The organism is Tenacibaculum discolor, from assembly GCF_003664185.1.
Lineage (GTDB): Bacteria > Bacteroidota > Bacteroidia > Flavobacteriales > Flavobacteriaceae > Polaribacter > Polaribacter discolor.
Map to the genome: position 1 here is coordinate 96339 of NZ_RCCS01000004.1, position 21624 is coordinate 117962.

At 33.5% G+C, this 21624-nt stretch carries 35 protein-coding genes and 1 riboswitch; of the genes, 1 reads left to right on the top strand and 34 read right to left on the bottom strand.

Features of this window, described 5'->3' with window-relative positions; all coding sequences use genetic code 11:
- Window positions 1–5 precede the first annotated feature (5 nt).
- From thiS to C8N27_RS00890, 3 genes are all read right to left on the bottom strand, one after another.
- Window positions 6–209, bottom strand: coding sequence for a sulfur carrier protein ThiS (gene thiS / locus C8N27_RS00880; protein WP_099215320.1), 204 nt, complete (start codon window positions 207–209; stop codon window positions 6–8).
- Between the two features lie 67 nt (window positions 210–276).
- Window positions 277–371, bottom strand: a riboswitch (TPP riboswitch).
- A 94-nt stretch (window positions 372–465) separates the two neighbouring features.
- Window positions 466–1419 (bottom strand): arginase, encoded by a 954-nt coding sequence (locus C8N27_RS00885; RefSeq protein ID WP_237270819.1) that lies wholly within the window; start codon window positions 1417–1419, stop codon window positions 466–468.
- Window positions 1420–1482: 63 nt separating this feature from the next.
- Window positions 1483–2769 (bottom strand): citrate synthase, encoded by a 1287-nt coding sequence (locus C8N27_RS00890; protein WP_121145828.1) that lies wholly within the window; start codon window positions 2767–2769, stop codon window positions 1483–1485.
- Window positions 2770–3202: 433 nt separating this feature from the next.
- Here C8N27_RS00890 and C8N27_RS00895 point away from each other — a divergent pair, with 433 nt between their 5' ends.
- A complete protein-coding gene (locus C8N27_RS00895) occupies window positions 3203–4057 on the top strand; it encodes a neutral zinc metallopeptidase (protein WP_121145830.1) in 855 nt (284 codons plus the stop codon).
- 166 nt (window positions 4058–4223) lie between these two features.
- On the opposite strand, the gene C8N27_RS00900 is transcribed toward C8N27_RS00895, so the two are convergent.
- The 31 genes from C8N27_RS00900 to rplC form a co-directional block, all read right to left on the bottom strand.
- Window positions 4224–4763, bottom strand: coding sequence for a hypothetical protein (locus C8N27_RS00900; RefSeq protein WP_121145832.1), 540 nt, complete (start codon window positions 4761–4763; stop codon window positions 4224–4226).
- A gap of 131 nt (window positions 4764–4894) precedes the next feature.
- Window positions 4895–6184, bottom strand: a complete 1290-nt coding sequence (gene eno / locus C8N27_RS00905) for a phosphopyruvate hydratase (protein WP_099215315.1) — start codon at window positions 6182–6184, stop codon at window positions 4895–4897.
- 110 nt (window positions 6185–6294) lie between these two features.
- Window positions 6295–7404: a glutamine-hydrolyzing carbamoyl-phosphate synthase small subunit gene (gene carA, locus C8N27_RS00910; RefSeq protein ID WP_121145835.1), complete on the bottom strand. Its 1110-nt coding sequence runs from the start codon at window positions 7402–7404 to the stop codon at window positions 6295–6297.
- A 96-nt stretch (window positions 7405–7500) separates the two neighbouring features.
- Window positions 7501–7977, bottom strand: a complete 477-nt coding sequence (gene rplQ / locus C8N27_RS00915) for a 50S ribosomal protein L17 (protein WP_121145837.1) — start codon at window positions 7975–7977, stop codon at window positions 7501–7503.
- A 62-nt stretch (window positions 7978–8039) separates the two neighbouring features.
- The gene (locus C8N27_RS00920) at window positions 8040–9032 is read right to left on the bottom strand and encodes a DNA-directed RNA polymerase subunit alpha (protein ID WP_099215313.1); all 993 of its coding nucleotides are present in this window, start codon (window positions 9030–9032) and stop codon (window positions 8040–8042) included.
- A gap of 98 nt (window positions 9033–9130) precedes the next feature.
- Window positions 9131–9736, bottom strand: coding sequence for a 30S ribosomal protein S4 (gene rpsD / locus C8N27_RS00925; protein ID WP_099215312.1), 606 nt, complete (start codon window positions 9734–9736; stop codon window positions 9131–9133).
- Window positions 9737–9869: 133 nt separating this feature from the next.
- A complete protein-coding gene (gene rpsK / locus C8N27_RS00930; protein WP_068703467.1) occupies window positions 9870–10256 on the bottom strand; it encodes a 30S ribosomal protein S11 in 387 nt (128 codons plus the stop codon).
- Between the two features lie 33 nt (window positions 10257–10289).
- Window positions 10290–10655: a 30S ribosomal protein S13 gene (gene rpsM / locus C8N27_RS00935; RefSeq protein WP_047789819.1), complete on the bottom strand. Its 366-nt coding sequence runs from the start codon at window positions 10653–10655 to the stop codon at window positions 10290–10292.
- Window positions 10656–10657: 2 nt separating this feature from the next.
- Window positions 10658–10774, bottom strand: coding sequence for a type B 50S ribosomal protein L36 (gene ykgO / locus C8N27_RS00940; protein WP_010181906.1), 117 nt, complete (start codon window positions 10772–10774; stop codon window positions 10658–10660).
- 12 nt (window positions 10775–10786) lie between these two features.
- On the bottom strand, window positions 10787–11002 hold the full coding sequence (gene infA / locus C8N27_RS00945) for a translation initiation factor IF-1 (RefSeq protein ID WP_024740627.1): 216 nt from the start codon (window positions 11000–11002) through the stop codon (window positions 10787–10789).
- Window position 11003: 1 nt separating this feature from the next.
- Window positions 11004–12323, bottom strand: coding sequence for a preprotein translocase subunit SecY (gene secY / locus C8N27_RS00950; RefSeq protein WP_099215311.1), 1320 nt, complete (start codon window positions 12321–12323; stop codon window positions 11004–11006).
- Window positions 12324–12335: 12 nt separating this feature from the next.
- Window positions 12336–12785 carry a 50S ribosomal protein L15 gene (gene rplO / locus C8N27_RS00955; RefSeq protein ID WP_047789821.1) on the bottom strand — a complete coding sequence of 150 codons (450 nt, stop codon included), beginning with the start codon at window positions 12783–12785 and terminating at the stop codon, window positions 12336–12338.
- Between the two features lie 12 nt (window positions 12786–12797).
- A complete protein-coding gene (rpmD, locus tag C8N27_RS00960) occupies window positions 12798–12980 on the bottom strand; it encodes a 50S ribosomal protein L30 (RefSeq protein ID WP_047789822.1) in 183 nt (60 codons plus the stop codon).
- A gap of 11 nt (window positions 12981–12991) precedes the next feature.
- The gene (gene rpsE, locus C8N27_RS00965; RefSeq protein ID WP_099215310.1) at window positions 12992–13516 is read right to left on the bottom strand and encodes a 30S ribosomal protein S5; all 525 of its coding nucleotides are present in this window, start codon (window positions 13514–13516) and stop codon (window positions 12992–12994) included.
- A gap of 8 nt (window positions 13517–13524) precedes the next feature.
- On the bottom strand, window positions 13525–13875 hold the full coding sequence (rplR, locus tag C8N27_RS00970; protein ID WP_047789824.1) for a 50S ribosomal protein L18: 351 nt from the start codon (window positions 13873–13875) through the stop codon (window positions 13525–13527).
- Window positions 13876–13893: 18 nt separating this feature from the next.
- Window positions 13894–14439, bottom strand: a complete 546-nt coding sequence (rplF, locus tag C8N27_RS00975; RefSeq protein WP_099215308.1) for a 50S ribosomal protein L6 — start codon at window positions 14437–14439, stop codon at window positions 13894–13896.
- A gap of 15 nt (window positions 14440–14454) precedes the next feature.
- Window positions 14455–14853, bottom strand: a complete 399-nt coding sequence (rpsH, locus tag C8N27_RS00980) for a 30S ribosomal protein S8 (protein ID WP_099215307.1) — start codon at window positions 14851–14853, stop codon at window positions 14455–14457.
- Between the two features lie 366 nt (window positions 14854–15219).
- A complete protein-coding gene (gene rpsN / locus C8N27_RS00985) occupies window positions 15220–15489 on the bottom strand; it encodes a 30S ribosomal protein S14 (protein WP_028890738.1) in 270 nt (89 codons plus the stop codon).
- A 4-nt stretch (window positions 15490–15493) separates the two neighbouring features.
- Complete coding sequence (gene rplE / locus C8N27_RS00990; RefSeq protein WP_028890737.1) at window positions 15494–16045, bottom strand: 50S ribosomal protein L5; 552 nt, start codon at window positions 16043–16045, stop codon at window positions 15494–15496.
- Window positions 16046–16047: 2 nt separating this feature from the next.
- Window positions 16048–16356, bottom strand: coding sequence for a 50S ribosomal protein L24 (rplX, locus tag C8N27_RS00995; protein ID WP_099215306.1), 309 nt, complete (start codon window positions 16354–16356; stop codon window positions 16048–16050).
- Window positions 16357–16370: 14 nt separating this feature from the next.
- Entirely contained in the window at window positions 16371–16739 is a 369-nt protein-coding gene (gene rplN / locus C8N27_RS01000) for a 50S ribosomal protein L14 (protein ID WP_099215305.1), read from the bottom strand.
- 1 nt (window position 16740) lies between these two features.
- A complete protein-coding gene (rpsQ, locus tag C8N27_RS01005) occupies window positions 16741–16998 on the bottom strand; it encodes a 30S ribosomal protein S17 (RefSeq protein ID WP_099215304.1) in 258 nt (85 codons plus the stop codon).
- Between the two features lie 18 nt (window positions 16999–17016).
- The gene (gene rpmC, locus C8N27_RS01010) at window positions 17017–17208 is read right to left on the bottom strand and encodes a 50S ribosomal protein L29 (RefSeq protein WP_028890733.1); all 192 of its coding nucleotides are present in this window, start codon (window positions 17206–17208) and stop codon (window positions 17017–17019) included.
- 12 nt (window positions 17209–17220) lie between these two features.
- A complete protein-coding gene (gene rplP, locus C8N27_RS01015; RefSeq protein WP_047789830.1) occupies window positions 17221–17652 on the bottom strand; it encodes a 50S ribosomal protein L16 in 432 nt (143 codons plus the stop codon).
- Window positions 17653–17671: 19 nt separating this feature from the next.
- Window positions 17672–18388 carry a 30S ribosomal protein S3 gene (gene rpsC / locus C8N27_RS01020; RefSeq protein WP_121145839.1) on the bottom strand — a complete coding sequence of 239 codons (717 nt, stop codon included), beginning with the start codon at window positions 18386–18388 and terminating at the stop codon, window positions 17672–17674.
- 11 nt (window positions 18389–18399) lie between these two features.
- Window positions 18400–18804: a 50S ribosomal protein L22 gene (gene rplV / locus C8N27_RS01025; protein WP_028890730.1), complete on the bottom strand. Its 405-nt coding sequence runs from the start codon at window positions 18802–18804 to the stop codon at window positions 18400–18402.
- A gap of 9 nt (window positions 18805–18813) precedes the next feature.
- Window positions 18814–19092 (bottom strand): 30S ribosomal protein S19, encoded by a 279-nt coding sequence (rpsS, locus tag C8N27_RS01030; RefSeq protein ID WP_028890729.1) that lies wholly within the window; start codon window positions 19090–19092, stop codon window positions 18814–18816.
- 6 nt (window positions 19093–19098) lie between these two features.
- Window positions 19099–19923, bottom strand: a complete 825-nt coding sequence (rplB, locus tag C8N27_RS01035) for a 50S ribosomal protein L2 (RefSeq protein ID WP_099215302.1) — start codon at window positions 19921–19923, stop codon at window positions 19099–19101.
- An 11-nt stretch (window positions 19924–19934) separates the two neighbouring features.
- A complete protein-coding gene (rplW, locus tag C8N27_RS01040; protein WP_047789833.1) occupies window positions 19935–20225 on the bottom strand; it encodes a 50S ribosomal protein L23 in 291 nt (96 codons plus the stop codon).
- A gap of 8 nt (window positions 20226–20233) precedes the next feature.
- Window positions 20234–20863, bottom strand: coding sequence for a 50S ribosomal protein L4 (gene rplD / locus C8N27_RS01045; RefSeq protein ID WP_099215301.1), 630 nt, complete (start codon window positions 20861–20863; stop codon window positions 20234–20236).
- Window positions 20863–21480 carry a 50S ribosomal protein L3 gene (gene rplC, locus C8N27_RS01050; protein WP_047789835.1) on the bottom strand — a complete coding sequence of 206 codons (618 nt, stop codon included), beginning with the start codon at window positions 21478–21480 and terminating at the stop codon, window positions 20863–20865. The genes rplD and rplC overlap by 1 nt, the downstream gene beginning before the upstream one ends.
- Between the last annotated feature and the right edge of the window lie 144 nt (window positions 21481–21624).

The following is a 21624-nucleotide window of genomic DNA, read 5'->3' on the forward strand; positions in this document are numbered from 1 at the left end:
AAATATTAACCTCCTTGTGTAGATTTAATGATTAAAATAGCATCATTATTTTGGAGCATACGTGAAGTCCACTCTTCCTTTTTCACTACGTTACTATTAACTGCAATAGCAATACCATTCGTTTTAACTTTTAGCTCATTAACTAAATCTTGTAACGAAAGTGTTCTAGAAAATTCTTTTTGAGTGTCGTTTACTTTTAAGGTTATCATATAAAACTTATTTTAAAGTAAACTGTAGAAGAAATTCAGAATTGTTTTATAATAAACAATGCCTAAATAAGATTTTACAACTTTTCCCTACGCTGGTGTTAACCATATCAGGTTCAAAGGATATTTCTCAAACTAGCGAACTAGCTACTCCTAAAGTTTACTGAAGCAAATATAAGTGTTTATTTTTCTAAACTACCTTTGTAAAATAAAAAAGCGAGTATGTACATACTCGCTTTTTTATTTTGTTTTATATTTTTTATAAAGTCTTTACTTTTTTAGTTACTTCTTCAAGTACTTCAAAAGCAGTTTCAGCCATTTTATTTCCTTTGAAATCTAATAACGGATTTACTTCAACAAATTCTACACAAGCTACTTTTTTACTTGCTAATAATCCATTGATAATATTAATGATTTCATATTGATCAAATCCTTTAGGCACAGGTGTTCCTGTTCCATAAGAAATCATATCACAATCCATTGAATCTACATCAAACGACACATAAATAACATCACAATTAGAAAGTTTATCTAAAGCTTCGTTTACACAAACATCTAATCCTCGATAACGGACTTCAGCAACCATATAGTTTTTAATACCATATTTTTCCATTTGTTTGTCTTCTGGTTCTTCTGTATCACGAACCCCAAAGAAAACGATGTCTTCTGGTAAAACTTTTTGTCCTGGAGTACCTATGTTTTTCATACGTTCCCATAACTCTGACGTTTCTCTGTCTACATCATTAATTTGGCAATCTAAATTGTCATCTGAAATTGCAGCAGACAAAGGCATACCGTGAATATTCCCAGATGGCGACGTATAAGGTGAATGTAAGTCTCCGTGAGCATCAATCCAAACTACTCCAACTCTTTTAGTTGGGTTTGCTGCTTTTACTCCACTGATAGTTCCTAACGCTGAAGAATGATCTCCTGACAAAACTATTGGGAACTTTCCTTCTTGTAAATTAACTTTTACATGATTGCTTAAACGTTTACATTGATTAAAAACGCTATCAATTCGTTTTGCAAATGAGTTATTTACTTTATTATAAATAGATTCATTTTCGGTAATTACATCTTCAAAATCATAAGAATCGAAATAATTACTTTTTTTATTTATTGCTGCAATTTCAATTGCATCAACCCCCATATCAGATCCCCGAGTTCCTGCTCCAATATCTGATCTGTTTTTGATAATTTTAATTTCTTTCATCATCAGTTATTTTACATAAAAAAAATGTCATTTAATTATTTTAAATGACACTTTTTAAATAGTTTATCTCTTGTCTAATTCTACGAACTCCCTTAAGTTCTCTCCAACGTAAACTTGACGTGGACGACCTATTGGTTCTTTGTTTAAACGCATTTCTCTCCATTGTGCTATCCATCCTGGTAAACGCCCTAAAGCAAACATAACTGTAAACATTTCTACAGGAATTCCCATAGCTCTATAAATAATTCCTGAATAGAAATCTACGTTTGGATATAATTTTCTTTCAACAAAATATGGATCATTTAATGCTTCTTGTTCTAATCCTTTTGCGATATCTAAAATTGGGTCTTCAACACCTAAGTCGTTTAACACTTCATCAGCTGCTTTTTTAATAATTCTTGCTCTTGGATCGAAGTTTTTATATACACGGTGTCCGAATCCCATTAAACGGAAAGGATCATTTTTATCTTTAGCTTTAGCCATGTACTTTTTAGTATCTCCTCCATCTTCTTTAATTGCTTCTAACATTTCAAGTACTGCTTGGTTAGCTCCTCCATGTAAAGGTCCCCATAAAGCAGAAATACCTGCTGATAATGATGCGAATAAACCTGCATGTGATGATCCTACAATACGTACTGTAGAAGTAGAACAGTTTTGTTCATGATCTGCATGTAAGATTAATAATTTATCTAAAGCATCTTTTACTATTGGGTTTAACTCATACTCATCGTTTGGCTTTTGAAACATCATTGTTAAGATATTTTCAACATAACCTAATTTACGAGACCCATAATTTAATGGTAAACCTTGTTTCTTACGCAAAGTCCAAGCTACCAATACAGGGAATTTCCCCATAATTTTAACTATAGCTTTATACATATCTTCTTCTGAATCAACATTTACAGAAGATGGATTAAAAGCTGTTAATGCAGACGTTAATGATGATAATACTCCCATTGGATGCGCATTCTTTGGAAAAGCATCAATTATTTTTTTGATGTCATCATCAACTATAGCTTCATCTAAGATATCACCATAAAATTTTTCTAATTGTTCCTTAGTTGGTAATTCTCCAAAGATTAAAGCATAAGCAACTTCTAAAAAGTCTGCTTTTTCTGCTAATTCTTCAATTGAATATCCACGGTATCTTAAAATACCTTCTTCACCATTTAAAAATGTTATAGCACTTTGGCATGAGCCTGTATTCTTGTATCCTGGATCAATGGTTATAACTCCATCCGTGACTCCTCTTAAGGCTTTAATATCAATTGCAGTTTCATTTTCTGTTCCTTTTACTAAAGGAAACTCATACGTATTTTCGCCAATTTGTAATTTTGCTATATCTGACATTTTTTAACTATAATTTTTTATGATTGAAGTGAGTTGCGAAGATACCATTTTTTGGATTATTTTAAAAGAGCGAATAGATAGATTTTTAATATAAAAAAATCAGTTTATCTTATATAAAATAAACTAAAGCCTCACTTATCTATAATGTAAGGTTTATATGCAAATTTTCTTTATCTGATTTCTTTTATTTCCCATGGTTTCTTTCTAACTTATTGACCATTATACTTTCTTATTCTTTCCTCAAAAAACATCTTCTTAGTTTTAGATACATGCTTTTTCCTTGAAAAAAGGATTGATATTATTTAATGATCTCCCTCTTTAACAAAAAATAACATTATAAAATAAAATGTTAATTTTTTGTTATTATTTCATTAATAGTCAGTTAGTGTATATTTTTCGGAAAAATAAATTCAATTCATAAAACCCTTTCACAATGAAAAAATTCAAATTTATTATTGCATTATTATGCATATCCTTTCTTACTGTACAATGTACCCAAGAAGAAAATAACCTTACAAATGACAATGCTCCTACAGGTATTAGTTCACCAAGTATGCTAGATGTTAACAACGCTGATCACTACACAGTTGATGGTTTTGGTCCTAACTCTTATTGGGCTGAATATATAGTTAACCAATCTACTACTAATTTTTTAAAGACTGAACACAACGAAGCTGCAAGCTTTTTTGGAATGGGTAATGTACCTTTATACTTAGCAGGTGGTGACGGAACTTTCAATGCTCTTTCTTTTTCAAACGGTTATATTGTATGGGGAGAGGAATTATTAGCAAGTGCTTTAAGTTATGGTAATGCTGCCATTGCTTACGTTGCTGCACATGAAATGGGACATCAGGTACAATTTAGAGATAATACTATACCTAGTGGTAATCATGTAAGTGCTACTGAATTAGAAGCTGATGGATTTGGAGGATATTTTATCCGAAGAACTTATACTAGTAACTGGAATACTGCTGCTAGTGCTTATAATTTTTCACAAACTTTAGCTGGACCTAATGGAAGCTCTCACGGTACTGCTTCTCAAAGAAGATCTGCTTTTAGATTAGGATATTTATTAGGAGATAACGGAACTTATAGCAACAGAAATTTTGACAGAAACTTTTTTTACTACTATGACTATTATGTTGTAGGTGGTAGACTAAAATTAGAGTTAAAAAAGCCAGCGTCTATAGAACAAAGTCAACATGAGAATATTGTTGCTCACCTAGAAGAATTACATAAAATTTATACAGGTGAAATTTCTGAAGAGGAATTCTTAAACTTAAATTAAAAACAACTAACTAAAAAATTACGAATTGAATTTAAAAGGCTGTCTTAAAATGTAAGACAGCCTTTGTTTTTTTAATTATCCTTGCTTTATATAGTTTAGCTATTGCTTTTAAGAAGTTTCTACATAAATTACTATTTTTCTAAATAATAGTTAAGAAATAAATCATTTATAAATCAAACCCTAAATTCAATTGCAACATCAATGGAAAATAATAACCGTTACCATTTACATCAAAATAGTATATAGGCCCCATATCAAATAACAAGTGGAAGTTTTTACCATATTTACGTTGAATACCCCATGTTGGGCCTATTGCAAAATCAAGACCGTCAGTTCCGTTAGAATTTCCAAACAATGATCTACTTCTTGTTAAAAATCGTGCAGAAATAAAATTACCTGAGTTATTACTTGTATTTAATCCTTTGGTTTTACGCTTATCAAAATTATAAAACCATTTGTGCTGTACATCTAAAAAAGGGTTAAAAGAGGTGATAAACCCAGAGCCTGCTGTATAGTCTGTATGCGGATAACTAACACTATACCCAATACCTATTCCTATAGACAAGGTAGATGTATTTCCTGTTGAAATTTCGTATTCTACTCCAGGATTTAAAAAATTAATTCTCCAAATATTTTCAGTTTGTTTTTCTTGAGAAAATAATGTCAAAGTTATAAAGCTGCTGATAAATAGCATTGTTCTTTTCATAGTTTATTATTTTTTTATTAAATAACTTAATAACAGTATAAAAGTACATTACCCTACTTTTTAAAAAAACAGCAATAATTAAAAAAAGCTCATACTTAAGTACGAGCTTTAAAGTTTATATGTAAAATACTTTATTTTACTTTAAATGCTTTTTCTTGTGGATAATAAGCTACATCCGCTAATTCTTCTTCAATACGTAATAATTGATTGTATTTTGCCATACGATCAGAACGTGAAGCTGAACCTGTTTTGATTTGCCCACAGTTTAATGCTACTGCTAAATCTGCAATGGTATTATCTTCTGTTTCTCCTGAGCGGTGACTCATTACAGAAGTATATCCTGCATTGTGTGCCATGTTTACTGCTGCAATTGTTTCTGTTAAGGTACCTATTTGATTTACTTTAATTAAAATTGAATTTGCAATACCATTTTCAATTCCTTTTGATAAACGCTCTACATTAGTAACAAACAAATCGTCTCCTACTAACTGAACTTTATCTCCTACTTTCTCCGTTAACATTTTCCATCCATCCCAATCATTTTCATCCATTCCATCTTCAATAGAAATAATAGGATATTTCTCACATAACTCTGCTAAATAAGTGGCTTGTTCTTCAGAAGTTCTAACTGCTCCTTTGTTTCCTTCAAACTTGGTGTAGTCGTATTTTCCATCTACAAAAAATTCAGCTGAAGCACAATCCAATGCAATCATAACTTCTTCTCCAAATTTATATCCTGCATTTTTAGTTGCTAAAGCAATCGTTTCAATGGCATCTTCAGTTCCTTCTAAAGTTGGGGCAAAACCTCCTTCATCACCTACTGCTGTAGACAAGTTACGATCATGCAACACCTTCTTTAAATTATGAAAAATTTCAGAACCAACTTGCATTGCTTCAGTAAAGTTTTGAGCCTTTACTGGCATAACCATAAATTCTTGGAATGCAATCGGGGCATCTGAATGTGAACCTCCATTGATGATGTTCATCATAGGAACTGGTAATGTATTTGCTGAAACTCCACCAACATATCGATATAAAGGTAATCCTAATTCATTTGCTGCTGCTTTTGCTGCTGCTAATGAAACACCTAAAATAGCATTTGCTCCTAAAACTGATTTATTTGGAGTTCCATCTAAATTAATCATTAATTGATCGATCATGTTTTGTTCAAATACTGATACTCCTAATAACTCTTGTGCTATAACAGTGTTTACGTTTTCAACTGCCTTTAGTACACCTTTACCCATATAACTATCACCTCCATCACGTAACTCAACAGCTTCATGTTCTCCTGTAGAAGCTCCTGATGGTACCGCTGCTCTACCTACTACACCGTTTTCAGTAGTTACATCTACTTCAACTGTTGGATTTCCTCTTGAATCAAAAATTTGACGTGCATGAATGTTTATTATGATACTCATAGTGTTTATTTTTTACTCTTGTACTAAGCTAAGAGTGGTGTGAAATTTATTTTTAATTATAGATTCCCGTGAACTAATATTCACGGGAATTTCTTTATTTTTTATTTATTTTAAGCTTTTACTTTTTTGATGTTTTCTATAAACTGATCAAATAAGTATTCTGCATCGTGTGGACCTGGACTTGCTTCCGGGTGATATTGTACCGAAAATACATTTTTAGATTTCATTCTAATACCTGCTACTGTATTATCATTTAAATGTACATGTGTAATTTCCACATCAGGATGCGCTTCTGTTTCTTCTCTATTGATAGCAAAACCGTGGTTTTGAGAAGTAATTTCTCCTTTTCCTGTCAATAAATTTTTAACAGGATGATTAATTCCTCTGTGACCATTGTGCATTTTATATGTTGAAATACCGTTTGCTAATGCAATAACTTGATGCCCTAAACAGATTCCGAACAATGGTAAATCTTTATCTATAATCTCTTTTGCTGTCTTTTGAGCTTCTTCTAAAGGCTCAGGGTCACCAGGACCGTTAGAAATAAAATATCCATCTGGATTAAAATCGCTCATTTGCTCGAAACTTGCATTGTATGGATATACTTTAATGTATGCTCCTCTTTTTGCTAAATTTCGTAAGATATTTTTCTTAATACCTATATCTAAGGCTGATATTTTAATTGGAGCATTTTCGTCACCTACAAAATAAGGTTCTTTGGTTGATACTTTTGAAGCTAATTCTAACCCTTCCATATTAGGAATCTCAGCTAATTGCTTCTTAAGTTCATCAATTTTATCTACTTCTGTTGATATAATAGCGTTCATAGCTCCATTATCTCTAATGTAAGATACTAACGCACGTGTATCAACATCTGAAATAGCTACTAAATTGTGCTTTTCAAACCAATCGAATAAGTTACCGTCAGAATCTACACGAGAATGTGTAAAACTAAAGTTACGACAAATTAAACCTGAAATTTTGATTCCGTCTGATTCTACTTCTTCATTATTAACTCCATAATTACCAATATGAGCATTGGTAGCTACCATTAATTGTCCGAAGTAAGAAGGATCTGTGAAAATTTCTTGGTATCCTGTCATACCGGTATTAAAACAAATTTCTCCTGTTGCGGTTCCTTCTATTCCAATAGATTTCCCGTAGAAAATAGTTCCGTCTGCTAACAGAACTAGTGCTTTTTTACGTGTTTGATATTTCATTTAGTGTGTTGTGTAATTTGTTTGCAAAAATATATAAAAAAAGGGACAAACATTAAATGTTTATCCCTTTGATATAATTTATAAAAATTCTCATTTTTATTCTTCTTCTTGTGAAGTTTTAGTTTCAACAGCTGCAGCTTCAGTTTTCTTCGCTCCACCACGACGGCTACGACGAGTACTCTTTTTAGCTTTGTTTCCTTTTGGATTGTATAACTCGTTGTAATCAACTAATTCTACCATTGCCATAGGAGCGTTATCTCCTTGACGGTTTCCTAACTTGATAATACGAACATATCCTCCTGGTCTGTCTGCTACTTTTACAGAAATTTCTTTGAATAATTCTGTAACAGCTTCCTTGCTACGTAAGTAACTAAATACTACACGACGGTTGTGAGTTGTATCGTCTTTAGATTTTGTAATTAAAGGTTCTACAAACTTACGTAAAGCTTTCGCTTTAGCTTCAGTAGTATTAATTCGCTTGTGCTCGATTAAAGAACAAGCCATGTTAGATAACATCGCTTTTCTGTGCGCTGTTTTTCTTCCTAAATGATTAAATTTCTTTCCGTGTCTCATGACATTTGGTTTTAGCTCTCATCTTGCTACTACCCTATTTTAGAGGAGCAAACTATGAAAGGTTAATCTTTATCTAATTTGTATTTGCTTAAATCCATTCCGAAACTTAAACCTTTGTTAGCCACTAACTCATCTAATTCAGTTAATGATTTTTTACCAAAGTTTCTGAACTTCATTAAATCGCTTTTGTTGAATGATACTAAATCTCCTAAAGTATCTACTTCTGCTGCTTTTAAACAGTTTAAAGCACGAACAGATAAATCCATATCAACTAATTTCGTCTTTAATAACTGACGCATATGTAATGATTCTTCATCATATGTTTCAGTTTGTGCGATTTCATCTGCCTCTAAAGTGATACGCTCGTCAGAGAATAACATAAAGTGGTGGATTAAAATCTTAGCTGCTTCAGTTAAGGCATCTTTAGGATTGATAGATCCATCAGTATCGATATCGAAAACTAATTTTTCGTAATCGGTCTTTTGTTCTACACGGAAATTTTCAACAGCATATTTTACATTCTTTATTGGAGTGTAAATGGAATCTGTAAAAATTGTTCCTAAAGGAGCACCAGCTCTTTTGTTTTCTTCTGCTGGTACAAAACCTCTACCTTTTTCAATGGTAATTTCAGCATTTAACGTTACCGATTTATCCATGTTACAAATTACTAAATCTGGATTTAGTACTTGGAAACCTGAAATGAACTTTTGTAAGTCACCAGCTGTTAATTGCTCTTGCCCTGATATTGCTATAGAAACTGTTTCTCTATCTGATTCTTCAATCTGTTTCTTAAAACGTACTTGCTTTAAGTTTAAGATGATTTCAGTTACATCTTCTACAACACCTTGAATTGTTGAAAACTCATGATCAACTCCGTCAATACGTAATGATGTAATGGCAAATCCTTCTAGAGAAGATAATAATACTCTTCTTAAAGCGTTACCAACTGTTAATCCAAAACCTGGTTCAAGAGGTCTGAACTCGAATCTCCCTGAAAAATCAGTAGATTCAATCATTATTACTTTATCAGGCTTTTGAAAATTTAAAATTGCCATATTTTTTTCTTCGTTTTAATTGTTATCCAGTTGCGCGGTTTATAAGTGTGAAGAAATACGAATAAACCCTTTGGCTGAATACCAATATTATTAATTTATTACTTAGAGTATAATTCTACGATTAACTGCTCTTTGATATTCTCAGGAATTTGTAATCTTTCTGGTACTTTTACAAATGTTCCAGATTTTTGATCAGCGTTCCAAGTTAACCATTCGTAAACATTACTATTAGCTGCTAAAGCATTTTCAATAGCTTCTAACGACTTAGATTTTTCTCTTACTGCTACTACATCTCCCTCTTTTAATCTATAAGATGGAATGTTAACGATATCTCCGTTAACTGTAATGTGACGGTGAGATACTAACTGACGTGCAGCTCTACGTGAATTAGCAACTCCTAAACGGTATACTACGTTATCTAAACGAGATTCACATAATTGTAATAAGATTTCACCTGTTACTCCTTGAGAAGCTGATGCTTTTTTGAAAAGGTTACGGAACTGACGCTCTAAAATACCATAGGTATATTTAGCTTTTTGCTTCTCCATTAACTGGATTGCATATTCTGATTTTTTACCTCTTCTTTTACCAACTCCATGTTGTCCTGGAGGGTAATTTCTTTTTTCGAAGTTCTTATCGTCTCCGAAAATTGCCTCGCCAAATTTACGAGCAATTTTAGTTTTTGGTCCTGTATATCTTGCCATTTCTAATAAAAATTAGTAGGGATTATGAATTAAGGCTTACTCCTTCGATAATCTTTAAATCCTACTGTGTTAAAATACTTATTTTTTGCGCACAAAAGTACGCCAAATAAAGTATAAGTTGAATTAATTCAACTTATACTCTTCTTCTTTTAGGTGGACGACATCCGTTGTGAGGAATTGGAGTAACATCAATGATTTCTGTTACTTCGATACCAGCATTGTGGATAGATCTGATTGCAGATTCTCTACCGTTACCTGGTCCTTTAACGTACACTTTTACTTTACGTAAACCTGCTTCTTTAGCAACGTTTGCACAATCTTCTGCCGCTAACTGAGCTGCGTAAGGAGTGTTCTTTTTAGAACCTCTGAAGCCCATTTTCCCTGCAGATGACCAAGAAATAACGTCACCTTTTTTGTTTGTTAAAGAAATAATAATATTGTTGAAAGATGCAGTTACGTGCGCTTCACCAACTGACTCTATTACAACTTTACGTTTTTTTGTTACTTTAGACTTTGCCATAATTCTTTACTATTAGTAAAAAATAATCATTGATTATTTTTTCTTGTTAGCTACAGTTTTTCTCTTACCTTTTCTTGTACGAGAGTTATTCTTTGTTCTTTGTCCACGTAATGGTAAACCAAGTCTGTGACGAATACCTCTTTGACATCCGATGTCCATTAAACGTTTAATGCTTAATTGAACCTCAGAACGTAACTCACCTTCAATAGTGTAAGTTCCAACTTGCTCACGAATTGCTGCAATTTGATCATCAGTCCAGTCTTGAACTTTGATACTTTCATCTATATTGGCAGCAGCTAAAACTTCTTTAGCTCTGCTTCTTCCTATACCAAAGATGTAAGTTAAAGCGATAACACCTCTTTTATTCTTTGGAATATCTATACCTGCGATTCTTGCCATAACTACCCTTGTCTTTGTTTAAATCTAGGATTCTTTTTGTTAATTACATATAATCTGCCTTTTCTGCGTACAATTTTGCAGTCGGCACTTCTTTTCTTTAATGATGCTCTTACTTTCATCAGTGTGTGTTTTTAATATCTGTAAGTAATTCTTGCCTTTGATAAATCATACGGACTCATTTCTAACTTTACCTTATCTCCTGGCAATAGTTTGATATAATGCATACGCATTTTTCCTGAAATATGAGCCGTAACAATATGTCCGTTCTCTAATTCTACTCGAAACATTGCATTTGATAATGCTTCTGTAATGGTTCCGTCTTGTTGAATTGCTGGTTGTTTAGCCATATTATTTTAATGATTTTCTGTTACTGTTACCTGTTTTCATTAAACCATCATAACGACTGTTTAATAAATACGAGTTTATTTGCTGAATAGTATCTATTGCTACTCCTACCATAATGATTAATGATGTTCCTCCGTAAAACATTGCCCAGTTTTGAGTAACTCCAAACTTTACAACGATTGCAGGTAAAATAGATAAAGCAGCTAAGAATATAGATCCTGGTAATGTAATTTTCGACAATACTGAATCTAAAAAGTTCGCTGTTTCTTCACCTGGTTTATATCCTGGAACAAAACCATTACTTCTCTTTAAGTCTTCCGCCATTTTATTCGTTGGAATAGTAATCGCAGTATAAAAGTAACTAAAGACAATAATTAATAAAGCAAATATAACGTTATACCATAAACCGAAATTATCAGTTAAACTGTTTAATGCTGGGTACTTTTGACCTAATGCTATTGGTAAAAACATAATAGCTTGTGCAAAAATAATTGGCATTACTCCAGCTGCATTCAACTTTAATGGAATGTACTGTCTTGCGCCATCAACATCTTTAATGTTTGTAACTGCTGTACGACGTGCGTATTGAACGGCTACTTTACGTACTGCTGTAACTAATAATACGGTTAACAAGATTACTACAAACCAAACTATTAATTCGATTAAAATCATCATAATTCCTCCAGCGCCTGCAGTTTGCTTTGAAACTAATTCTTGGATAAATGCTGCTGGGAAGTTCGCGATGATACCTACAGTAATTAATAATGATATTCCATTACCAACACCTTTATCAGTAATACGCTCTCCTAACCACATCGCAAAAATTGTTCCTGCACTTAAAAGAATAATTGATGATATCCAAAATGTTGCTCCTGTTACTAAAAATGCTTCTTGCGGCAATCCCATTTGATTTTGGATTACTCCAATATAGGTTGGCGCCTGAAACAAAGTAATAGCAATCGTAAGCCATCTTGTTATTTGCGTAATCTTCTTACGTCCACTTTCTCCATCCTTTTGTAATTTTTGTAAATATGGTACCGCAATACCCATTAACTGAACTACAATAGAAGCAGAAATATAAGGCATTATACCAAGTGCCATAACTGACGCTCTAGCAAATGCCCCACCTGTAAATGCGTTTAATAAACCTAAAAGTCCACCGTCAGTACTGTCTTTTAATGCTGCTAACTGAGTAGGATCAATTCCTGGTAATGGAACTGCTGCCATGAAACGGTAAACAGCGATTAAACCTAAGGTTAAAAGTAATTTCTCTTTTAACTCTTCAATCTTCCAAATGTCTTTTAAAGTATTTATAAAATTCATCATTTACAATTCTTATAATGTTACTGCTTCACCTCCTGCTGCTTCGATAGCTGCTTTAGCTGATGCTGTAAATTTATGTACAGTTATATTTAATTTAGCTTTTAACTCTCCACCACCTAATATTTTTACTAAGTCGTTTTTACGAGCTAATCTGTTTTCTACTAAAACATCTAAATTTACTGTATCTGTTATCTTTCCGTTATCTACTAATGATTGTAACTTGTCTAAATTTACACCAACATACTCTTTACGATTAATGTTAGTGAAACCAAATTTAGGCACACGTCTTTGAAGTGGCATTTGTCCTCCTTCAAATCCTATTTTACGAGAATAACCAGAACGAGATTTAGCTCCTTTATGTCCTCTTGTAGAGGTGCCTCCGTGACCAGAACCTTCTCCACGAGCGATTCTTTTACCGCTTTTTGTAGATCCTGCTGCTGGTTTTAAGTTGTGTAAACTCATCTTTATATTGTCTTATTTAATTTCTTCAACAGAAACTAAGTGTGAAACTTTACTTACCATACCCAAAATTGTAGCTGATGCTTCATGTTCTACAGTTTGGTTCATTTTACGTAAACCTAACGCCTCTAACGTTCTTTTTTGATTTTTAAGGCGACCGATTTGACTTTTTACTTGTGTAACTCTAATTTTACTCATCGTCTTAAATTTTAACCGTTAAAAACTTTCTCTAAAGATATACCTCTTTGCTTAGCAATAGTAGCAGCACTACGTAATTGTAATAAAGCATCAAAAGTTGCTTTTACTACGTTGTGAGGGTTTGATGATCCTTGAGACTTTGATAATACGTCTTTAATACCTACAGCTTCTAATACTAAACGTACAGCACCACCGGCAATAACCCCGGTACCGTGTGAAGCAGGCTTGATGAATACTTTTGCTCCACCAAATTTACCTTTTTGTTCGTGTGGTAATGTTCCTTCTAAAATAGGGATACGTACTAAATTTTTCTTTGCATCTTCTACTGCTTTAGCAATTGCAGAAGAAACGTCTTTAGACTTCCCTAATCCGTGACCTACAACACCGTTACCATCTCCTACTACTACGATTGCAGAGAATCCGAATGCTCTACCCCCTTTAGTTACTTTGGTAACACGTTGTACACCTACTAATTTATCTACAAGCTCTAATCCGCTTGGTTTTACTCTTTCTACGTTTTTATATCCTAACATAATATAATTTCTTAAAATTTTAAACCAGCTTCTCTTGCAGCGTCTGCTAATACTTTAACTCTTCCGTGGTATAAATATCCGTTACGGTCAAAAGCAACAGTATCAACACCAGCCTTTACAGCTTTTTCAGCAATAGCTTTACCTACAGCTGTAGCCGCTTCTGCTTTAGAACTAGATGTAATTTCTTTATCTCTTGATGATGCAGATGCTAATGTAACACCAGCAACGTCATCGATTAACTGAGCATAGATTTCTTTGTTACTTCTAAAAACTGATAACCTTGGTTTTTCAGCTGTACCTGTAACAATCTTTCTAATTCTATGCTTAATTCGTTGTCTTCTTTCAAGCTTTGATAATGCCATAATAATTTCTCTTATTTATTATGCAGATTTACCTGCTTTTCTTCTTAATACTTCTCCTACAAACTTAATTCCTTTTCCTTTGTAAGGTTCTGGCTTACGGAATGAACGAATTTTTGCTGCAACTTGACCAACTAATTGTTTGTCATGTGAAGTTAATTTCACGATTGGGTTCTTACCTTTTTCAGATACTGTTTCAACCTTAACCTCTGGAGCTAAATCTATTACAATATTGTGAGAGAAACCTAAGGCTAAATCTAACTTTTGACCTTGGTTAGATGCTCTATAACCAACACCTACTAACTCTAACTCTTTAGTAAATCCTTTGCTTACTCCTTCAACCATATTATTGATTAAAGCACGGTATAAACCATGTGCAGCTCTATGATCTTTACTTTCTGATGGTCTTTCTAAAGTGACAGTACCATCTTCAACTTTTACAGTAATTCCAGACTTAATTTCTTGAGTTAACTCTCCTAATTTTCCTTTTACTGTAACCACATTTCCGTCTACTTTTACTTCAACACCTTGTGGCAATGCGATTGGATTCTTTCCTATTCTACTCATCTTACAAAATGTTTTTTAGTAAACGTAACATAATACTTCTCCACCAACGTTCTCTTGTCTTGCTTTTTTGTTTGTCATTACACCTTTTGATGTAGAAACAATAGCAATACCTAATCCGTTTAATACTCTTGGCATTTCTTTAGCGCCAACGTATCTACGTAAACCTGGTGTTGAAATTCTTTGAATCTTTCTGATTACTGATTCTTTCGTATCACGATCGTATTTTAAAGCTATCTTAATAGTTCCTTGAACTTTATCTTCATTGAACTGATAACTTAAAATGTAACCTTGATCGAACAAAATCTTCGTCATTTCCTTCTTCAACTTTGAAGCAGGAACTTCAACTACTCTGTGATTTGCTGCAATAGCATTTCTCACTCGAGTAAGAAAATCCGCGATTGGATCTGTATACATAGTTAATTAATTTTCGGTTTTGGTTTTTAGTCTCTTTATTTTATCAATGCAAATACTAAACCTGAAACCAGTTAATATTTATTTAATTGTTTTTTGAGTAAAATCTCGTAGGCATTATACCGTTTGATTGGTATTTACTTACAAGGCATAATTTACCCTATAAAAACAGTGTGCAAATATACATAAACTTTTTAAAAATCAAACCTTTTTAATCATTATCATTTTTAGTATCAAAATATTACGTTTAAGTAAGCCTATTTTAATCTAAAATAAAGTTTACATATTCGGCAACTATAACCTTTATAAGCAAAAAAGGCGTATAACATTTTATAGTTATACACCTTTTGTTTACATATTAAAGAGCTGTTACCAGCTTGCCTTTTTTACTCCTGGAATTAATCCTTGGTTAGCCATTTCACGGAAAGTAACACGTGAAATTCCGAACTGACGCATATATCCTTTTGGACGTCCAGTTAGTTTACAACGGTTGTGCATTCTAATTGGTGATGCGTTTTTTGGTAACTTCTGTAATGCTTCATAGTCTCCAGCTTCTTTTAAAGCTTTTCTCTTTTCAGCATACTTAGCAACCATTTTAGCTCTTTTGCGCTCACGCGCTTTCATTGATTCTTTAGCCATCTTATTAATTCTTTTTAAATGGTAATCCTAATTCTCCTAATAATGATTTAGCTTCTTTATCAGTGTTTGCAGATGTTACAAATGTAATATCCATACCACTAATTTTTTTCACTTGATCAATATTAATCTCTGGGTAGATGATTTGTTCAGTAATACCTAAGTTGTAATTACCTCTACCATCAAAACCATTTGCTTTGATTCCGTTAAAGTCTCTTACACGTGGTAAAGAAGCTGTAACTAATCTATCTAAAAATTCATACATTTTATCACCTCTTAACGTAACTTTTGCACCAATTGGCATTCCTTTACGTAATTTGAAGTTTGCAACGTCTTTTTTAGAGATTGTAGATACTGCCTTTTGACCTGTAATAGTAGTTAACTCGTCAATAGCGTATTCTATTAATTTCTTATCTGCTATAGCTGCACCAACACCTTTACTTACAACGATCTTTTGTAATTTAGGTACTTGCATTACATTGCTATAACCAAATTCATCAGTAAGAGCTTTGATAACTCTGCTCTTGTACTCTTCTTTTAATCTTGGTACGTAACTCATTGTTATATTGCTTTATCTGATTTTCTTGAAACTCTTACTTTCTTATCTCCTTCTACTTTATATCCAACTCTTACTGCTTCACCGTTTTCGATTAAAGCAACGTTTGATACGTGTAATGGAGCTTCTTTCTTTACAATTCCTCCTTGTGGATTTGCAGCGCTTGGTTTAGTGTGTTTAGACACCATGTTTACACCTTCTACTACTACTCTATCCTTATCTTTAAGAATTTGTAAAACTTTTCCTTCAGATCCTTTGTGATCTCCTGCTATAACTTTAACAGTATCTCCTGATTTAATTTTAAATTTTTTCATTTTAAAATCTGATTTTATAACACCTCAGGTGCTAATGATACTATTTTCATAAATTGTTTCTCACGTAATTCACGAGCCACAGGTCCAAATACACGAGTTCCTCTCATTTCCTCAGTAGGATTTAAAAGTACACAAGCATTATCATCAAATCTGATATATGATCCGTCTTTACGTCTAACTTCTTTCTTAGTACGAACAACAACTGCACGAGATACTTGACCTTTCTTTACAGTTCCGTTTGGAGTTGCAGATTTTACCGATACTACGATTTTATCTCCAACGCTAGCGTAACGCTTTTTTGTTCCTCCTAAAACTCTAATCACTAAAACTTCTTTTGCTCCAGTGTTATCTGCGACTTTTAATCTTGATTCTGTCTGTAACATATTATTTAGCTCTTTCTAGGATTTCTACTAATCTCCAACGTTTAGATTTACTCATAGGACGTGTTTCCATGATCCTTACAGTATCACCTTCGTTGCAATCGTTATTCTCGTCATGTGCAACGTACTTCTTAGTCTTTAATACGAACTTTCCGTACATTGGGTGCTTTACTCTTTTTACCTCGTTTACAACAATAGATTTCTCCATTTTGTTACTAGATACTACACCGATTCTCTCTTTTCTAAGATTTCTTTTTTCCATCTTTAAAACTGACTAGAATTATTGTAATTCTCTTTTAGTTAACTCTGTAGCAATTCTTGCTACAGTTTTTCTTAAGCTACGTAACTCTAATGGGTTTTCCAATGGAGTTATGGCGTGAGCCATCTTAAGATCAGTATAATTTTTCTTCAACGCCCCTAGCTTTTCTTGTAAGTCAGCTGTTGATAATTCTTTAATTTCTGATTGTTTCATGATCTAATAGAATTAAGCGTTATAATCAAAATCTCTTGCTATTACAAACTTCGTTTTTACAGGAAGTTTTTGCGCTGCTAAACGTAAAGCTTCTTTTGCTACTTCCATTGGTACACCACCAATTTCAAACAAAATTCTACCTGGTTTTACAACTGCTACAAAGTGGTCTGGTGCACCTTTACCTTTACCCATACGTACCTCTAAAGGTTTCTTAGTTATTGGTTTGTCTGGGAAAATTTTAATCCAAAGTTGCCCCTCTCTTTTCATATAACGAGTTGCCGCAATACGAGCTGCCTCTATTTGACGAGAGGTAAGTAAGTTCTGGTCTAATGATTTGATACCAAACATTCCGTTAGAAAGTTGAGTACCTCTACCAGAGTTACCTTTCATATTTCCTTTCGCCTTCTGTACCTTACGGTATTTTACTCTTTTTGGCTGTAACATTGTTAATTTCTTTTAAAAATTATTTTCTTCTGCGAGGTTGACGTTTACTACCACCTTTGTTTCCACTACCTTTTTGCTTAGATAGTCCAACTAATGGAGATAATTCACGTTTTCCATAAACCTCACCTTTCATAATCCATACTTTCACACCGATTCTTCCGTATGTAGTATGTGCTTCAACAAGTGCATAATCGATATCTGCTCTGAAGGTAGAAAGAGGAATTCTTCCTTCTTTGTAATGCTCAGAACGTGCCATTTCAGCTCCGTTTAAACGACCTGATAATTGCACTTTAATTCCTTCTGCATTCATTCTCATTGCAGCAGCAATAGCCATTTTAGTAGCTCTCTTATAAGAAATTCTGTTTTCGATTTGACGTGCGATACTAGCTGCAACTAATTTTGCATCTAATTCTGGACGCTTAATTTCGAAAATGTTAATTTGAACTTCTTTACCAGTAATTTTCTTAAGCTCTTCTTTTAACTTGTCTACCTCTTGACCTCCTTTACCAATAATGATACCTGGACGTGCAGTAGTGATAGTAACGGTTACAAGTTTTAAAGTACGCTCAATAATAACTCTTGATACACTTGCTTTAGATAATCTAGCGTATAAATACTTTCTTATCTTATCATCTTCAGCAATCTTATCTCCGTAGTCATTTCCACCATACCAGTTAGATTCCCATCCTCTGATAATTCCTAAACGATTTCCTATTGGATTTGTCTTTTGTCCCATTTCTACTTTGATTAATTACTGTTATTTTTAGTTCCTAACTCTAAAGTTACGTGATTAGAACGCTTACGAATTCTGTGTGCACGACCTTGTGGAGCTGGTCTTAACCTTTTTAACATACCTGCGCTATCAACACAAATTGATTTTACGTATAATCCAGCATCTTCGATACTTGCATCTTCATTTTTAGCTTGCCAGTTAGCAATAGCTGATAATAATAACTTTTCTAAGTTACGTGATGCTTCTTTTGGACTGAACTTTAAGATTTGTAAAGCTTTTTCAACTTCAACTCCTCTTACTAAATCTGCTACCAAGCGCATTTTTCTTGGTGATGTAGGACAATTAGTTAACTTAGCGAAAGCTCTAGACTTTCTAGCTTCTTTTAACTGTGTTGCCATGTTATGTTTACGACTTCCCATAATTTCCTACTATTTTTTACCTTTATTTTTTGCACCAGCGTGCCCTCTAAATGAGCGTGTTGGTGAAAATTCGCCTAATTTATGACCTACCATGTTTTCAGTAACGTAAACTGGTACAAACTGACGTCCGTTGTGAACTGCAATTGTTTGCCCTACGAAATCAGGAGTAATCATACTTGCTCTAGACCAAGTTTTGATAACTGACTTACTGCCTGCTTCTACGTTAGCTAACACTTTTTTCTCTAACTTATAGTGAACGTAAGGTCCTTTTTTTAATGATCTTGCCATGGTTTATTATTTCTTTCTACGTTCTACGATATACTTATTACTAGCTTTGGTCTTTGATCTAGTCTTAAATCCTTTAGCAGGAATACCGTTTCTAGATCTTGGATGCCCTCCAGAAGAACGTCCTTCACCACCTCCCATTGGGTGATCAACTGGGTTCATTCTAACAGCATTTGTTCTTGGTCTTCTTCCTAACCATCTACTTCTACCTGCTTTACCTGAAACTAATAACTGGTGGTCTGAGTTAGACACTACTCCAATTGTAGCCATACAAGTTAATAAGATAAATCTTGTTTCTCCAGAAGGTAATTTAACTGTTGCATATTTACCTTCTTTTGCAACTAACTGAGCAAAAGCTCCAGCAGAACGAGCCATAACAGCTCCTTGACCTGGGTGTAATTCAATACAAGAAATTGTAGTACCTAATGGAATTTCACTTAAGTACATAGCATTTCCAACTTCTGGAGACGCTTCTTTTCCTGAAATGATTGTTTGACCTACTTTTAATCCGTTTTGCGCAATCACATAACGCTTCTCACCATCAGCATAACTAACTAATGCAATAAATGCAGTACGGTTTGGATCGTACTCAATAGTTTTTACTGTTGCAGGAACACCTTGCTTATCTCTTTTAAAATCGATAATACGGTATTTTTGTTTATGACCTCCACCGATATTACGTGTAGTCATTCTACCCTGGTTGTTTCGACCTCCAGATCGTTTTTTCGGAGCTAATAAAGATTTCTCCGGCTTATCAGTAGTAATGGTGTCGAACCCATTTACAACTCTAAAACGCTGACCTGGTGTTATTGGTTTTAATTTTCTAACTGACATTCTGTCTTTTCTTAAAGATTGTTATAAAAATCAATAGTTTCTCCTTCAGCTAACTGAACGATTGCTTTCTTGTATCCACCTGTTAATCCAGTAACTAAACCTTTTTTAGTGTATTTAGTTTTTCTTTGTGCTGGATAATTCATTGTTTTTACAGATTCAATCGCTACACCATAAGCAGCTTCTACAGCTCCTTTGATTTCTAATTTGTTAGCTTTCTTATTTACAACAAATGTATAACGGTTGTTTAACTCGCTATCATTTGTAGCTTTTTCTGTAATAATAGGTTTAATTAAAATACTCATCTTGTTCCCTATTTACTTAAATTAGACTCAATTCCTTCTAGAGAGCTTTCAGAAATAACAACTTTATTAGCATTTAAAACGCTATATGTGTTAATACCTGAAGCATCTACTACTTTAGAACCTTTTAAGTTACGAGATGATAAGTAAACGTTCTTACTTTCTTCACCTAATACGAATAAAGACTTTTTAGCGTCTAATTCTAAAGCTTTTAATACATTGATAAACTCTTTAGTTTTTGGAGCTTCAAAGTTGAAGTCTTCTACAACTACTAAATTGTTTTCTTTTGCTTGAATACTTAAAGCTGACTTACGTGCTAAACGCTTTAAGTTTTTATTTAACTTAAAAGAATAGTTTCTTGGTCTTGGACCAAACATACGTCCACCACCTCTAAAAACACCAGACTTGATACTACCCGCACGAGCCGTACCAGTTCCTTTTTGTTTTTTTATCTTTCTTGTACTACCAGCAATCTCAGCTCTTTCTTTCGATTTATGAGTACCTTGTCTTTGATTAGCCAAATACTGCTTTACATCTAAATAAATCGCGTGATCATTTGGCTCAATTCCGAATACCTCGCTAGAAAGTTCAACTTTTCTACCAGTATCTTTTCCTGTAATATCTAATACTGCTACTTTCATTATTTCTCGATAGTTACATAAGAGTTTTTGTGACCAGGAATTGCTCCTTTTACAACGATAAGATTCTTATCTGCAACCACTTTTAAAACTCTTAAATTTTGAACTTTTACTTTGTCTCCACCCATACGACCTGCCATACGCATTCCTTTGAATACTCTTGCAGGGTATGATGCTGCACCAATTGAACCTGGAGCTCTTAAACGGTTATGTTGACCGTGAGTTGCTTGTCCAACCCCGCCAAAACCATGACGTTTAACAACACCTTGAAAACCTTTACCTTTAGAAACTCCTGATACATCAACGAATTCTCCTTCAGCAAAGTGTTCAACAGTAATTGAGTCACCTAATTTGTACTCACCTTCGAATCCTTGGAACTCAACGACTTTTCTCTTAGCAGATGTACCAGCTTTTTTAAAGTGACCATCTAAAGCTTTATTAGAGCTTTTTGCTTTTTTGTCATCGAAACCAAGTTGTAACGCGTTATAGCCGTCAACCTCTTCGGTTCTGACTTGGGTAACAACGCAAGGACCTGCTTCGATTACAGTACAAGGAATATTCTTCCCGTTTTCATCGAATAAGCTGGTCATTCCTACTTTTCTTCCTATTAACCCAGACATATTTGTTAATTTTCAGACGATAGATTTAATTTATCCAGCGCGTCTATTAATAAAATAAATTTTTGAAACAAATGTTTCTTGTTTTCCTTCAAATTCCTCAAAAAAAAAGAGCGAAAAACATCTTCACTCTTTGAATTTGTTTTA